The organism is Acinetobacter haemolyticus (genome assembly GCF_900406815.1).
GTDB lineage: Bacteria > Pseudomonadota > Gammaproteobacteria > Pseudomonadales > Moraxellaceae > Acinetobacter > Acinetobacter haemolyticus_A.
On the sequence record NZ_OVCN01000011.1, the window covers coordinates 20,325 to 35,940 of the forward strand.

Sequence of the window (15,616 nt, forward strand, 5' to 3'; positions counted from 1 at the left end):
CTTTTTTAAGAATTCGAGAACTCAATGTACATTATTTTAGGTTATCTGTGGCAGTACATCACCAATCCTAAAGCAATCATTGCCTTGTCCTTGCTTGTTGCTCTGATTTCGTCATATTCAGTTATTCCTCGACACATTTTTTTCGCCTTGGTTGCAGCTTATGTGCTTGGTTTAATTATCTATGGCATTTATTGGTTAATCCAGAGAAGACGCCATGCTGCACAGGGTGAAGAACTAGCCAATGCCATTGAGCAAAATACGGGTGCTGAGCAAGCTCAACAAAAAGATAAAGCTGAGCTGCAATTAATTCAGCAGCAAATGAAAGAATCAATTCAATTGATTCGCAAATCAAAGCTTGGTGATAAAAAGGGCAATGCTGCGCTGTATGAATTGCCATGGTATATGGTTATTGGTAATCCAGCAGCGGGGAAAAGTTCTGCGATTTATAATTCTGGCTTGAAGTTCCCTTTTGAAGAAACGCATCAGAAAATGGTGTCTGCGGGCTTAAGCGGTACACGTAACTGTGATTGGTTCTTCTCAACTGAAGGGATTTTGTTAGATACGGCTGGACGTTATTCGGTTTATTCAGAAGATCATTCTGAATGGTTGGGTTTTCTTAATATTTTAAAGAAAAATCGTTCCAAAGCCCCGATTAATGGCTTGATTGTTATTGTCAGTATTGCCGAGTTGGTCAGCCAAAGCCCAGAAAATTCATTAAAATTAGCCAAAAATCTACGTGCACGTATTCAAGATTTAACGGAAAAACTTGAGGTTGTGGTACCCGTTTATTTGGTCTTCTCCAAAATGGACTTGATCGCAGGTTTTACTGAGTTTTTCGATTGCTATGAGTCACAAGAATATAATCAAGCTTGGGGAGCAACGTTACCTTATGATCAAAGTTCATCACATAACGCCGTAGAATTATTTGAAAAACATTACAGCATTTTGTATGACGGTCTAAAAAGTGTCAGTACAACCCATTTAAGTCGTCGTCACTCTCAAAATATTTCACCAAGTGTCATGACTTTCCCGTTAGAGTTTAAGACATTAAAGCCTGCATTGAAGAGTTTCATCAGCACTTTATTTGAAGAAAATCCTTACCAGTTTCAACCGGTATTCCGTGGTTTCTATTTTACCAGTGCTTTACAAGAAGGCGTAATTGAAAGCCCGATGACGGAAAATATTGCCCAAGAGTTTCAATTGGAGCAAATTCCAAATAGCAACCAAGAAGGGGCATCACATTCCGTTGCACCAAATCATGGTTATTTCCTGCAAGGGCTTTTTTCTAATGTCATTCTGCGTGACAAAGATCTAGTCAAGCAACATATCAATCCTGCAAAAAAGCGCCAGCGTTATATTGCGTTTATTGGGGCTTTGGTCGGGGTTTCTTTAGTACTAGGTGTTTGGGTTTGGTCATATCGAAATAACCAGCAATTAATTGCAGATGTTCAAGCCGATTTAGATAAAGTTGTACATTTAGAAAAAACATCGGGGCAACAATTATCGACCCAGCTAGAAGCATTGTTGATTTTACAAGAACGTTTACAGCAGTTGGATGAATTTGATGATAATCGTCCACTCAAATTTAGTTTTGGTCTGTATCAAGGCAATCAGCTTCGTGAAAGCTTAAAAACTGAATATTTAAAGGGTATTAAGCAGATTGTATTGACGCCAACACAACAGAATATTGCTCAATATTTGCAACGCGTGAAAAGTAATGAAGCAACTTTAAAAGAAAATCACGTCAATGTTGAAATTAAACAAGTCGCAAGAACTCAACAATACTTAGAGCCATCGGATAGTAATCCGCAAGATGCTTATAACGCCCTGAAAGCGTATTTGATGATGAGTAATCCAGAGTATATGGATAGTAGTCATCTAAGTGATCAGGTTTCACGTTTCTGGAGATCTTGGTTAGATGCCAATCGTGGACAGATGCCACGTGGTGAGATGATTCAAGAAGCGGAAAAAATTCTTTCCTATGCGATGACTTTAGCGAATCAAAGTGGTTTCCCGGTATTGGAAACGGATGCTCAAGTTGTTGATCAGACACGTCAAGTTCTATTGTCTGTGATTCGTGGTATGCCAGCACGTGATCGTGTTTACAATGAAATCAAAATGCGCGCAGCGGTTCGTTATCCTGCTGTTACTGTTGGGCAAATTGTTGGTGAGCAAAATCGAAATATCGTTTTAGGCAGTTATGCATTACCGGGTGTATTCACGCAAAAAGCTTGGGATGAGTATGTTGAGCATGCGATTGATGATGCAGCAAATAAACCAACGGATAGTAAAGATTGGGTGTTAAATAGTCGCCAATCGGATGACTTAACTTTTTCTGGTAGCCCAGAGCAAATCCGTAAACAATTGGTTGCCTTGTATAAGCAAGAATATGTCACGGAATGGAAAAAATTCCTGAATGGGATTTACTACGCCAAAGCTGATAAATTTGACCAACAAGTGAAACATATTGATGTACTGGGTGAGCCACAAAATTCGCCGATTCGTGTTTTATTACAACGTATTGCGGTCGAAACCAACTGGGATAATCCAATTGTGCAAGCGGAACTTGCCATTCCAGAAAAAGGTTTCATTGCTTGGTTTAAGCGCAAAGTTTTGAAGAGTTCAGACGATCAACGCACGATTCAAGCCATGAATAATGCACAAGGTGCAATCTCTCAAGAGTACCAAATGTTCTATCAATTGGTACGCAAGCGCGATGATCTACAAAACAAATCGTTGTTTGATGAGTATATGAACAATCTTGCACAGGTGCGTAGTAAGTTTAACGACCTAAAAACAGCTGGGGAAATTGGCCCAAGTGCTATGGCATTGGTAAAACAAACCATTTCTGATCAAACATCTGTATTTAATATTACGCAGAAATATGTTGATGAGAAAATGATGGTTGGCATGAAAGAAGCCGATCAACAAGTGGCGCAGAAATTATTGTTGAGTCCGTTGACGCAGGCCTTCTCGAGTCTGATTTTGCCAACGCAAGATGAGTTAAATAAATTATGGGGAATCCAAGCTTATCAGCCATTCCAAGCGAATCTTAGCCAGAAGTATCCATTCAATAGCAGTGTGACCTTACAAGCCACCAGTAATGAAATTGGTCAGATTTTTGGTGAAACAGGAAGTATTTCTCGCTTTGTCAAAGAGGCTTTAGATCCATTTGTGATTCGTCGTGGTTATGTTTTGACGTCTAAGACTTGGAAAGATTTAGGCATTAGTTTAAATCCACAGTTTGTGATGGCATTTCAACAGTACGTTGCCCCGATTAATGGGATGGCAACAGGCAGCTTAGATCAGCCTGCGGCTGCGCCAGCATCAAATCAATCTAACTTCCAGTTTTATCCATTACAAAACCCTCAGTTCTTGTCATATACCATTGATATTGATGGACAACGTATGGTCTATGAAAACGGAATCCAGCAGTGGGTGAACTTTGTGTGGCCGAATAAAGGGGCGATACCGGGTGCACGAATTACGGCGGTTGATTTAGAAGGACAAACGCACACTATTTTTGATGAGCCTGGTGAATATGGTATTAACCGTTTAATCGATGCTGCACAGCGTAAAGAACAAAATGGTAGCTTCGAAATGGTTTGGAAGAGCAAAGCTGATCCATCATTGTCCTTAAAAGTGAACTTTAGATTAATTAGCGGCAATAGCTCAGGCAATATTGGTTCAAGTCGAGGCTACGCGGGTCTACAACTGGTCGATAAGGTTGTGACTGAAAAAGCGGTTCGCGTTGTTTCAGCTCAAGCCACACCGACCAATACACAACCAACAGCAACTCCGCCATCTCAAGGAGTCGCACGTTGATGATTAGGAAGATCTTGCAAGACCTGAGGGAGGGCGTATGCAACATGTAAGAACAACACCGTTGTATTATGGAAAAACGCCAGCCCGAGGGGATTTTATTAAATCTAAAGGGCAATATGCTTTAATCCAAGTGCTGGATCAGTGGATTACCGAGGCCTTAGAACATGCCATGTTATCGCCTGACTTTAAGCAACGTTATGAAGCTCTTCCTGCACTCGATTTCTTTATTGGCAATCCTTCAGAATCGATGTTTTTGGCTGCAAATTTGATTGCGAGTCAAGATAGCTCTGGTCGTCCATTTCCCATGGTGTTGAGCCAACTTTTAGAAGTTGAGCAGCCTTATCAAAATTTATTGCTTGCGCCGTATTACTATAAGTCAGTATTGGTCGATTTATTTCAACGTAATCGTGTCTTACGTAGTATCCGTGATACCACGATTATGTTGGATAAACTGAATAATTTGCCTAATACCGTACAGTTATTTACTGCATCTGAATGTAACGCCTTTTATGAAAATCATACGCTGCATTCTTTTGCGCAGTTGATGAAAATTAGCGTTTATAAGCTCGCACAAAGTATGATTGGCTTAGGGCTTTTATTACAGCCAATTTTAAAAAATGGTACCAGTCGATTAAATAAAGTACTTATTTTGCCGATCAATAATCATATGTATTGTTATGAAATTGCTGCATTTTGGGTAGGTATGATTGGCCGATTCTTGCAGAAAAGTAATACAGAACTTTTGATTGGTATTTTGCATCGTGAAGAGCCGATCTTATTTATAGGCTTTCAAGGTGCAGATATCATGGCTTTAAGTGATCTGTTCACCCAAAACATGCAGAGTGAACATTGGGTTTCTCTTATTCAAGCAGAATGGATCGATGCCTATCTTGAGCAAAATGCGGGTCTTGCAACTTTGGAGCAATCTCTTTGTCAACGTCAGCTCAGTCTGAACCAAGGTTTAAAACTTTTCCGACAAACTTTTTTAGATGAATAAATATGAGAAATAACCGTAAAGTTCTATTAAGTACGTTCATCATGGCTTGTTGTGGTTTGGTGCAGAGCCATACGGTACTGGCTGCGCCGATTGTTGTTGAAGGTGTAGTTCCCAACGAATCCAGTAAACAAGCGATATTAGTCAAAATGCAGTCTGTATATGGTGCAGATCAAGTTGTAGACAAGATACAGGTTCGTCCTGTTTCTGCTCCGAATGGTTGGAGTGATTCTGTGACCCGTGTTATTACACCTGATCTTAAGAAAGTGAAGCAGGGACAATTGAGGGTTCGAGGCACGCAGATTGAACTTACAGGGAAAATGAGTAATCCAAATGAAATTCAGCCAACTGCTTCGAATTTTCAGTCTTTGGTTCAGCAACCATATCGTTTCAATGCTCAGCTTTCGGTCAATCTAGCTGAGCAGAAGGTGATTGATGATGCGTTAAAAGATCGCATCATCGAATTTGAGTCTGGTAGTGCGATTTTGACTGAGACGGGTAAACGTATTTTGGATGAAATGGCAGTTGCTTTAAATAAAGTGGGTGGAAAACAAGTCAAAATCATTGGACATACAGATAGTTCAGGCGATGCCAGTCGAAATGTGATTTTGAGTAAAGAGCGTGCTGTCGCAGTGCAAGATTATTTAGTGTCTAAGAATATTGCAACGGAACGATTGAGTACAGAAGGTAAAGGTTCGAGTGAACCGATCGCTGACAATACGACTGCGGATGGTCGTCGTAAAAATCGTCGTATCGAGTTTGAAGTTCTTTAATTTGTTTAAGAATATAAGAGGGATGTGATTATGGGAACACCCTATATCGTGCTAGGTTGCCCAACCACGGGTGGCGGGAAAGTGATCACGGGTAATAGTAGTTTCTTGATCGAAGGTATTGCGATTGCATGTGTTGGAGATAAGGCCACTTGTCCAAAGCATCAGACTGTTGCAACGATTATAAGTGGCGACCCTTGTATGTTGGTAATGGGTAAAGCCGCGGCAAGAGTGAATGATAGTTTGTCGTGTGGATGTAAACTGTTGCCAAAACAAAATTTAGCTGTAAAGGGTTAGTATTATTTTGAGAGCTCCTTTATGGAGATTCAAATACAGAAAACTAGCTAATTTTTGCTTTTGGTGTATCTTTACTAGGCGATATGTTTTAAAAATATATCGAAACTAAGGAAGATAAGAATGCGGGTGAAGATCAAAGCAATATGCATAGCTGTAGTGTTGGCAAGTGGTGGGGTGTTTACTCCACAAGTTTTTGCCAAGAGTACCGTGACTGTATACGCTGCTGCCAGTTTGACTGATGTGATCAATGAATTAACCCAAGATTATCAAAAAAATAATAATGTCAGAATCAAGAGCTCCTATGCAGGCTCTTCAACTTTAGCTAAACAGATCGAGGCAGGGGCGCCAGCTGATATTTTTATATCAGCAGATCAAGAGTGGATGAATTATTTACAAAATAAAAAGTGGGTCAAAATACAGGATCGTGTGAATTTACTTGAAAACCGTTTAGTGGTGATTCGCCCTAAAAATCAGTCCCTCACATTAAAAATGGAAAAAAACTTTGATCCAACGCTAAATCACAAAGGTCGGTGGTGTACTGGAAATACTCAAAGTGTGCCCGTTGGTCGATATGCAAAACAGGCTTTAACATCACTCAATTGGTGGAACAAAGTTGAACCTCATCTCGTGGAAACCGAAGACGTACGTGCTGCTCTTAATTTTGTTGCGCGTGGAGAGTGTCGAGCAGGTATTGTTTATGCAACAGATGCGGCGACGAGTCGAAATGTGATGATTGCAGGCGTATTTCCAAAAAATAGCCATACTCCTATTATTTATCCAGTAGGCTTACTGAAAAATAATCCAGAGTCCCTGAAATTCTATCAATTTCTACGAAGTGATCATGCTGCTTTGATCTTCAGAAAATATGGTTTTAGTGTTCTTGTACCATGATGATGCTTAGTCCCGAAGAAATCGAGATTTTAAAGTTATCCTGTAAGGTGGCGGCAACTTGTCTCATCTTTAGCTTAGTCCCTGCAACCGTTATGGCGTGGGTGCTTGCCCGTAAAGAATTCTGGGGTAAGTCTTTATTAGAGACTTTGGTCTTTTTACCTTTGGTATTACCGCCTGTTGTACCAGGCTATTTGCTTTTACAGTTGTTTGGCAATCGTGGTTTTTTGGGACAATATCTGGCACCGTTTGGAATTGAATTTGCGTTTAATTGGAAAGGGGCGGTACTTGCATCTGCGGTGATGGGTTTTCCACTATTGGTTCAGTCGATTCGACTAGCAATTGAATTGGTTGATCAGCGTTTAGAAATGGCTGCCAAAACCTTAGGTGCTTCTTCTTTTGGTGCTTTCATGCAGGTGACTTTGCCATTGGCAAGTAGTGGAATTTTGGTGGGGAGTATTTTGTGTTTTTGTCGAAGTCTAGGTGAATTTGGGGCAACCATTACCTTTGTGGGGAATATTGCGGGTGAAACTCGGACTTTGCCACTCGCCATGTATAGTTTGATGCAACAACCTGACACTGAAGCTGCGCTGTGGCGACTCATTATTTTGTCATTATCGGTGGCATTTTTTGCTTTATGGTTTGCGCAATGGTTCAATCGGTATCAGAAAAATAAGCGTGGTTATTCGATATGATCGACTGTCAGTTACATGTTCAACAGGGACAATTTGTTTTAAACCAAACTTTCCAAACTGATCAGCCTGTAATTGGTTTATTTGGTGCTTCAGGATCGGGAAAAACGACTATTTTGCACAGTATTGCGGGATTGATTACTCCGCAAACAGGTTGGATTAAAATTCAAGATCAACTGTGGTTTGATCAATCTCAGCGAATTAACTGGAGTACCCAACAACGCCGTGTCGGTTTGGTTTTTCAGGATGCCCAGCTTTTCCCGCATAAAACGGTGATGCAGAATTTAGTGTTTGGATTTAAGCATATTCAGCCACAACAACGCCGATTCGAAGTGGAGTATATCGTAGAATTATTGAAGCTTGATCATTTACTGCATCGAATGCCGATTAAACTTTCTGGGGGGGAAAAGCAGCGCGTGGCTTTAGGCCGTGCATTGCTTTACTCGCCAAAATTGTTGTTATTGGATGAGCCTTTATCTGCCTTGGATGCAGCCCACAAAGCTGAAATTATTCCTTTTTTTCAGCAGGTGATACAAGAGATTAAAATACCGATACTCTATGTGAGCCATGATAAATCTGAAATTGAACAACTGACTCATGAGATTTGGTACCTATAAATAACGTTGCAATAACGTTAAGAATTTTTGTACTTCTTCATCATTCACCTGTTCTGGATCTTTGAATACATGTTGCTTTAAGTGCTGTTCAATCAGTTGATTCATTAAACCATTGACGGCACCTTTAATCGCAGCAACTTGTTGTAATACCTCTATACAAGATTGTTCGGGAAGGGTTAATGACTTTTCAACCGCATTGAGCTGACCTTGAAGTCGTTTTACCCGATTCAAAATTTTTTTGTCGTGATGCAGATGCGCCATTCCTTTTCTCCAGAAAAATAATATACTGCTAGGGAGTATATTTTAAAGTCTATCAATATGCAGCATAGTAACCTGAAACGTCGGCATTCTCACCAATTTGATCAAGGGAATCCTCTAGCACAAAAAAGAATTTTAATTGCCACATTATTGACTGCGATCATGATGGTATTAGAAATACTCGGCGGTTGGGTTTTTAATTCAATGGCCTTATTGGCAGATGGCTGGCATATGAGCTCACATATGTTGGCGCTAGGATTAGCTTATTTTGCTTATCGTATGGCACGCCATTATGCCCATGATCCGCGTTTTAGTTTTGGGACTTGGAAAATCGAAGTACTCGCAGGCTATAGCAGTGCGATTTTGTTGATGGTTGTAGCTGTATTGATGGCCGTTCATTCGGTTGAACGATTATTGAATCCTGTGACGATCCATTTTAATGAAGCGATTCCGATTGCAATGGTTGGCTTAGTCGTTAACCTGATTTGTGCGTGGTTATTACACGATGATGGTCATCACCGTCATGGACATGATCACCACCATAACCATCATCACGGCCACCACCATGACCATCATCACGGCCACCACCATCATGATCTTAATCAGAAAGCGGCATTCTTACATGTGGTTGCTGATGCTGTTACTTCTGTATTGGCTATTATTGCTTTGTTTGCTGCAAAGTATTTTGGCTGGAATTTTCTGGATGCTGTACTGGGAATTGTTGGTGCATTATTGGTTGCTCGATGGTCTTGGGGCTTGATGTGCGAAACAGGAAAAACATTGCTTGATGCAGAGATGGCACATCCTGTGGTTGAAGAAATACGAGAAGTTGTCGCACAATTTCCAAAAGTTGAAATTACCGATTTGCATGTATGGAAAGTTGGGAAGGGTAAATTTTCTTGTATTGTGGGATTAGAAACGAATCGTGCAGATTTAACCCCTGATTGTGTTAAGGCCGGTCTCTCAATCCATGAAGAAATTGTACATGCTTCGGTGGAAATCCACTATATTTAATTCAGATTGAGTCGCGTTGTCATTCTTACAACAACGCGACAATCAAAGCTTAAATAAGATATAAAACTAGCCCACATAACGCTGAAGCAAAAATCAGATAAATCACATTGATTTGGAATTTAAACAACGCAATTAATGCTGCTATCGTCATAAGTGCTGCTTCAAAATTAAAAGCTTGATCAAATCCATTTGGCCATAAAACGTGATAACCAAAGAATAACGCGAGATTTAAGATCACACCAACGACAGCAGCCGTAATAGCCGTTAATGGTGCGGTAAATTTGAGTTGATTATGAGTGGATTCGATCACAGGCGCGCCTGCAAGGATAAAAACAAAAGAGAAAAGGAAGGTAAACCAAGTGACAATGATGGCACCGAATGCGCCAGCGAGAAATAAATGTTCACCGCCCAACAAGGAGGCATTAAATGCGCCGAGGAAACCGACAAAAGCGACGACCATAATCAGTGGACCAGGGGTACTTTCGCCTAAAGCAAGTCCATCGATCATCTGTGTGGGGCTGAGCCATCCATAGTTCTCGATCGCGCCCTGATAAACATAAGGCAAAACAGCATATGCACCACCGAAAGTAAGCAGTGCTGCTTTTGTAAAGAACCATGCCATTTGGGTATAGTCGTGCTGCCAGCCGAAATACATAACCAAAGCCATTAAGGGTACAGACCAAAGTAATCCCGCAATCAGTAATATCTTGATCAGATTCGTCCAGCGGAAAACAGCATGTGCTGGAGGTGGTGTATGATCATCAATCACTGCTGCAAAGTGGGTTTTTTGGCTACTTTGATGCGTATTTTGTGAGGAAAAGAAAACTGGATATTTTCGACTCATCAAATAGCCCATCGCTGCCGCTGTTAAGATAATCAATGGGAATGGGACATTGAAGAAAAATATAGCCACAAAAGCGGCTGCTGCAATTCCCCATAAAAAAGGATTTTTGAGGGAACGGCTACCAATGCGGTAGGTGGCATGGAAGACAATTGCCGTAACCGCAGGTTTAATACCATAGAATAAACCTGCAATCACAGGCACATCACCGAATTGCAGGTAAATCCAAGACAATGCAATAAGCAAAAATAATGAGGGAAGGACGAATAAGATACCAGCAACCAAACCACCCCATGTCCGATGCATCAGCCAACCGATATAAGTTGCAAGTTGTTGCGCTTCTGGTCCGGGCAGCAGCATGCAGTAGTTTAAAGCATGCAAAAATCTTTTTTCAGAGATCCAACGTTTTTGTTCAACCAATTCTTGATGCATTAATGCGATTTGACCTGCAGGGCCACCAAAACTGATAAAGCCTAATTTGAGCCAAAATAGAAACGCTTGCCAGAAGGGGATAGATTCGATTGATTGATCAGTTTTACTGATCGGTTGCTGTTCCATAATTATTCTCTTAAGAAATTGGCGTATAGCCCATCAAAAATATAGTTGGATAATTCAAGTAGTTGGTCATCATCAGTAATTTTGTTTCTTAAACCTTGAATGACTTTTTCAATGCCAGCGGCTTCTGGTGGTTCTACCCCACCAACATCAAGAAAATGGACAATTGCTGCAATTTTATTTAATGCTTTCTGTTCATATAATGAAAAGCTATGCAATAGCACTTCAAAAGTCACTAAATGTTCAATATGGCTAAATTTAGCTCCATCAAAGTCAAAACCTAAAGCCGATTTAGGGCAATCACTGGGTGTTTCTAACCATAAAAAATTAGCATTTGGATCAATAAAATTTTGAATCAACCATGCGGAGGCCAAACGGTCAATCCACGGGCGTTTTCTTGTTGCCCAAATTTGGTTTTGAAAATTGTCTATATGGAAGGTTTGAAGATGGCCTTGTAGATTGTTGGGTTCGTCTATTTCCCCAAAACGTAGAATTGCTTGTTCAACTGTATTCAGTTCTCGAAGTGTTTGTTGTTTAGCTTCAGTCGGAAAATAATCAATATCTATTAATGCATCGAGCTGCTTGCGTAATTTACGAATCTGTTTAAGAAGTTCTTTTTTATTGCTCTGATTCAACTCTTGCCGCAGTTGGCTGATTTGTTGATAGAGCGCATCGTATTCTTCTTTTCGGTTGAAAATTTTAGCGATATCAAGATTTTCTACAGCAACGGTTTGGAATATATAGGCGTTGCCATTTTCTGAGATTAAATCATCAGCAATTGCATCAAATTTGTTTGAATGTTCAGCAGGCAATATATAAACGCCATCCCGAAGTGTTACAGCTCCACTTGCTTTGAGTGCTCTCCACACACGCATTCGCGCTGTTGTGTTTTGGGTGGGGAGTGATGAAATGAGTAAGGATATATTCATGTAATATACTCAACATAGCTGTTATATATGCTACATAAATAAATTGTAGTTTGGAAAGTTAAAATTTTTTATATGCTTATAGGTTTTATACATAATGATTTTTAAGAAAATATGAAAAAGATTGGGGCAGTTTCCATATCTTATAAAAGAATAAACAACGCATTTTTTCTTATTTTTAATCATAAAGGCTCAGACATACCATAAGTGGATATTATTGAAAGATCATCTAATTATGGGCATCAAGAACACCAAGCCACTCATTGTTACAGCGATCGTCCTTGTGGCGATTGTTGCTTTTATTGTCTATCAAAATCAAAAAGATGTGGCATCTGTGCTGTCTAAAAACAATAAAGCAGTCGTGATTGCTTATCAAACAGGTATTGATCCAACCAAGGTTGCGCAGGCCAATGGTGATTATGAACGTGACAGTGGACAGGCAATTCAATGGCATAAATTTGATGCAGGTTCAGATGTGGTCAATGCATTGGCTTCGGGTGATGTGGTGATCGGTAATATCGGTTCCAGCCCTCTAGCTGCTGCAGCAAGTCGTGATTTACCGATAGAAGTATTCCTAGTGACAGCAAAATTAGGTGGTTCAGAAGCCTTGGTGGTGAGTAACAAATCCGGCATTAAAAATCCGCAAGACTTGATTGGTAAAACCATTGCCGTGCCATTCGTTTCAACGACACATTACAGTTTATTGTCGGCTTTACAACATTGGGATATTGCGGATAACCAAGTCAAGATTATTAACTTGCGTCCGCCTGAAATCACAGCAGCTTGGGAACGTGGGGATATTGATGCCACTTATGTCTGGGAACCCGCATTAAGCAAAGTCAAAGCCAGTGGTCATGTCTTAACAGACTCGAAACAGGTCGGCGAGTGGGGCGCACCAACTTATGATTTATGGGTGGTACGTAAAGATTTTGCTGAGAAAAATCCTGAATTCTTAAAAGCCTTTGTCCAAACCAGCTTGAAACAAGTTGAAGCGTATCAGCAAGACCCGAAAGCATTTGAACAAAATGCAGACAATATTCAGAAGATTGCCCAACTGACGGGTTCTGATGTGAAAGATATTCCTTTACTGTTATCTGGCAATATTTATCTGAATGGCCAGCAACAGCACGCGACTTTAGCAGGTGAGTTTGCCAAAAATATTTTCGATACCGCAACATTCCTAAAAAGCCAAGGCAAGGTGGATCAAGTCAAACCTGATTATCAAGCGAATGTCACCACCCAATTCTTACAGCCATAGGAGATCGAAATGAGCGTATTCGCTGCCGAGCATCTTCATTTAACCTTTCCCAAACAGACCTTGCCTGTATTGCAAGATATCAATCTTAAGATTGAGGAAGGTACCTTGACTGTGATTTTGGGCGAGTCTGGCTGTGGTAAAACAACATTGCTGAATATCTTGGCGGGCTTTCAACAGCCAAGTTCGGGCCAGATTACACTGGATCATGAAGTGGTGACTGCACCCGATGCACGTCGTGCGGTGGTGTTTCAGGATCATGCGCTGTTACCTTGGTTAAATGTCTCTGAAAATATCGGTTTTGCTTTACAGCTCAAAGGCTTGAAAGCGCAAGAAATTCAACAGCAAGTCGATGCAATCCTGAAAATTGTGGGTTTAAGTCATGTGGCTCAAGCCAATATCTGGGAACTGTCAGGTGGCATGAAACAACGTGTCGGTATTGCACGTGCCCTGATCAGTCATGCGGCATTCATTTTGCTGGATGAACCTTTTGCTGCGCTTGATGCATTTACCCGTGAAACTATGCAGCAGTTGGTGTTGGATTTATGGATTCAACAAAATAAATCTTTTTTCCTCATTACCCATGACATTGAAGAAGCGTTATTGCTCAGCAATCAACTGGTATTGATGACAGCTCGTCCAGGAAAGATTGTTGAAACTTTAAAACTAGATTTTGCCGATCGTTATCAGCAGGGTGAATCAATCCGTGCGATTAAATCCGATCCAAAATTTATTCAATTACGTGAGCAACTGTTCGAACGGTTACGCGTACAGAAGCAGGCAGGACATGAGGTGGCTGTATGACGGGTCAAGCAAAAAACACCGCTTATGAGCTGAGCAAGGCAGAACAACTGCAAGCGACCAACACTGCACAGTCTGATTCAGTCTTGAGTTCAATTGGGGCTTTTGTTGCTCGTCATCGTAGTTTGGTGCTTAGTTTATCGAGCGTTATCAGTGTGCTAGTGATCTGGTATTTGATCACGACATTAAAAATTGTCCCAAGCCTGTTTTTACCCAGCCCACAAGCGGTATGGCAGAAGTTTCTTGAAGTCAGCCAGCAAGGTTTTATGAAAGCCACCTTATGGCAGCATCTGGCCGCGAGTATTTCTCGTGTCTTATTAGCCTTGGTTGCTGCAATTGCAATTGGTGTGCCTTTAGGTTTATGGATGGGCTTGAACAAATGGGTGCGCGCGGTACTTGATCCTTTGGTTGAGCTGTTACGTCCGATACCACCTTTAGCCTATTTGCCTTTGTTGGTGATCTGGTTCGGGATTGGTGAAACCACCAAAGTACTTTTGATTTTCTTTTCAATCCTTGCACCTGTGATTATCAGCAGTACGCATGGTGTACTCAGCCATCAGCTCAATCGTGAGCGTGCAGCCTTATCTTTGGGAGCGAGCCAGTCGCAGGTGTTTTGGCATGTGATTCTACCGACGGCATTACCGCATATTTTAACGGGTATCCGTATTGGTTTGGGTGTAGGCTGGTCAACCTTGGTGGCTTCGGAATTAGTTGCAGCAGATCGTGGCATTGGTTTTATGGTGCAGTCTGCAGCACAGTTCCTGATTACCGATACCGTGGTTCTCGGCATTATTGTTATTGCGATCGTTGCAGTAAGTTTTGAATTGTTTTTGCGTTGGTTACAGAAGCAATTATCTCCTTGGTATGGCCAACAGTTATAAGTGTGAGTAGTAGAAAATGACGTTAAATATTGAAGTTATTAAATCAAGCATTGGTGCCATTATTCACGATGTTGATTTAAATACGGTTGATGAAAATACCACTCAACAAATTCAACAGGCTTTGCTGAATCATCATGTAATTTTCTTCCGCAATCAGCAGCTTGCACCTCAGGCACATGCGGAGTTAGCGAGTAGTTTTGGTTCTTTACATATTCATCCGATCTATCCATCGGTAGACAATGTACCTGAAATTATTGTGCTCGATAGCTGGAAACAGGACTTGCGTGACAATGAACTTTGGCATACTGATGTGACTTTTAGTCGAAATCCGCCATTAGGGTGTGTCTTGCAAGCCATCAAGATTCCACCTGTCGGTGGTGATACCCTGTGGTCGAGTGGTGCGGCGGCATTTACTGCCTTGGATCAAGACTTGCAGCAAAAGTTAAAAGGTTTAACCGCAACACATGACATTCGTCAGTCTTTCCCGATTGAACGGTTTGCGCATAATGATGTTGAGCGTAAAAAACTGGAAGAAACCTTTAAGCGCAATCCACCTGTCGTGCATCCTGTAGTCAGAACGCATCCTGTAACTGGTCAGCCGATTTTGTTTGTGAGTGAAGGGTTTACTACCCGTATCAATGAGCTGGATGAAATTGAAAGCGCTGAGTTATTGCAATATCTATTCGCCCACGCGACTCATGAGCAATTTCATTTGCGTTGGCAGTGGCAAGAAGGCGATGTGGCGATCTGGGATAATCGTTGTACGCAGCATAAGGCTTTATTTGATTATGGTGATGCGCATCGAATTATGCATCGTGCCACGATTAACGGTGATGTACCGTTTTATCAAGCGGCAAGTTAAAATTTAGTTTTAATTTTTTGCTTCGGTGGAATCTTACAGAGATCTCATCTTATTTTTGGATAAGCCTTCAGCTGGAGTTACTTTTGTTTCGGCAAAAGTAACCAAAACCATTGTCATCCACAAAACCTGTTTACTTCCAT

At 41.0% G+C, this 15,616-nt stretch carries 15 protein-coding genes; 12 read left to right on the forward strand and 3 right to left on the reverse strand.

Features of this window, described 5'->3' with window-relative positions; translation table 11 throughout:
• The first annotated feature begins 24 nt into the window (after positions 1-24).
• From tssM to DK207_RS09195, 7 genes are all read left to right on the forward strand, one after another.
• A complete protein-coding gene (gene tssM, locus DK207_RS09165; protein ID WP_109440906.1) occupies positions 25-3,825 on the forward strand; it encodes a type VI secretion system membrane subunit TssM in 3,801 nt (1,266 codons plus the stop codon).
• 37 nt (positions 3,826-3,862) lie between these two features.
• Positions 3,863-4,822 (forward strand): type VI secretion system-associated protein TagF, encoded by a 960-nt coding sequence (gene tagF / locus DK207_RS09170; RefSeq protein WP_109440907.1) that lies wholly within the window; start codon positions 3,863-3,865, stop codon positions 4,820-4,822.
• 41 nt (positions 4,823-4,863) lie between these two features.
• The gene (locus DK207_RS09175) at positions 4,864-5,592 is read left to right on the forward strand and encodes an OmpA family protein (protein ID WP_416224668.1); all 729 of its coding nucleotides are present in this window, start codon (positions 4,864-4,866) and stop codon (positions 5,590-5,592) included.
• 30 nt (positions 5,593-5,622) lie between these two features.
• Entirely contained in the window at positions 5,623-5,886 is a 264-nt protein-coding gene (locus DK207_RS09180) for a PAAR domain-containing protein (protein ID WP_109440909.1), read from the forward strand.
• Positions 5,887-6,006: 120 nt separating this feature from the next.
• Positions 6,007-6,777 carry a molybdate ABC transporter substrate-binding protein gene (gene modA, locus DK207_RS09185; protein ID WP_109440910.1) on the forward strand — a complete coding sequence of 257 codons (771 nt, stop codon included), beginning with the start codon at positions 6,007-6,009 and terminating at the stop codon, positions 6,775-6,777.
• The gene (modB, locus tag DK207_RS09190) at positions 6,774-7,469 is read left to right on the forward strand and encodes a molybdate ABC transporter permease subunit (RefSeq protein ID WP_109440911.1); all 696 of its coding nucleotides are present in this window, start codon (positions 6,774-6,776) and stop codon (positions 7,467-7,469) included. Before modA ends, modB begins: the two co-directional genes overlap by 4 nt.
• A complete protein-coding gene (locus DK207_RS09195; RefSeq protein WP_109440912.1) occupies positions 7,466-8,083 on the forward strand; it encodes an ATP-binding cassette domain-containing protein in 618 nt (205 codons plus the stop codon). The genes modB and DK207_RS09195 overlap by 4 nt, the downstream gene beginning before the upstream one ends.
• Here DK207_RS09195 and DK207_RS09200 read toward each other — a convergent pair.
• Positions 8,078-8,344, reverse strand: a complete 267-nt coding sequence (locus tag DK207_RS09200; protein ID WP_109440913.1) for a metal/formaldehyde-sensitive transcriptional repressor — start codon at positions 8,342-8,344, stop codon at positions 8,078-8,080. The two genes, DK207_RS09195 and DK207_RS09200, sit on opposite strands and share 6 nt — an antisense overlap.
• 57 nt (positions 8,345-8,401) lie before the next feature.
• On the opposite strand from DK207_RS09200, the gene dmeF reads away from it, so the two are divergent.
• Positions 8,402-9,355 carry a CDF family Co(II)/Ni(II) efflux transporter DmeF gene (gene dmeF / locus DK207_RS09205; RefSeq protein ID WP_109440914.1) on the forward strand — a complete coding sequence of 318 codons (954 nt, stop codon included), beginning with the start codon at positions 8,402-8,404 and terminating at the stop codon, positions 9,353-9,355.
• 49 nt (positions 9,356-9,404) lie between these two features.
• Here dmeF and chrA read toward each other — a convergent pair whose 3' ends face one another.
• Both chrA and DK207_RS09215 read right to left on the reverse strand, forming a co-directional pair.
• Positions 9,405-10,754, reverse strand: a complete 1,350-nt coding sequence (gene chrA / locus DK207_RS09210) for a chromate efflux transporter (RefSeq protein ID WP_109440915.1) — start codon at positions 10,752-10,754, stop codon at positions 9,405-9,407.
• A gap of 2 nt (positions 10,755-10,756) precedes the next feature.
• Complete coding sequence (locus tag DK207_RS09215; RefSeq protein ID WP_109440916.1) at positions 10,757-11,680, reverse strand: chromate resistance protein ChrB domain-containing protein; 924 nt, start codon at positions 11,678-11,680, stop codon at positions 10,757-10,759.
• A 214-nt stretch (positions 11,681-11,894) separates the two neighbouring features.
• On the opposite strand from DK207_RS09215, the gene tauA reads away from it, so the two are divergent.
• Genes tauA through tauD form a run of 4 tightly spaced genes read left to right on the forward strand, consistent with a single transcriptional unit; the run spans position 11,895 to position 15,476 of the window.
• Positions 11,895-12,935, forward strand: coding sequence for a taurine ABC transporter substrate-binding protein (gene tauA / locus DK207_RS09220; protein ID WP_171293660.1), 1,041 nt, complete (start codon positions 11,895-11,897; stop codon positions 12,933-12,935).
• Positions 12,936-12,944: 9 nt separating this feature from the next.
• On the forward strand, positions 12,945-13,736 hold the full coding sequence (locus DK207_RS09225) for a taurine ABC transporter ATP-binding protein (RefSeq protein ID WP_109440918.1): 792 nt from the start codon (positions 12,945-12,947) through the stop codon (positions 13,734-13,736).
• Positions 13,733-14,614 carry a taurine ABC transporter permease TauC gene (tauC, locus tag DK207_RS09230; RefSeq protein WP_109440919.1) on the forward strand — a complete coding sequence of 294 codons (882 nt, stop codon included), beginning with the start codon at positions 13,733-13,735 and terminating at the stop codon, positions 14,612-14,614. The genes DK207_RS09225 and tauC overlap by 4 nt, the downstream gene beginning before the upstream one ends.
• Positions 14,615-14,630: 16 nt before the next feature.
• Positions 14,631-15,476 carry a taurine dioxygenase gene (gene tauD, locus DK207_RS09235; protein WP_109440920.1) on the forward strand — a complete coding sequence of 282 codons (846 nt, stop codon included), beginning with the start codon at positions 14,631-14,633 and terminating at the stop codon, positions 15,474-15,476.
• The last annotated feature ends 140 nt before the right edge of the window (positions 15,477-15,616 follow it).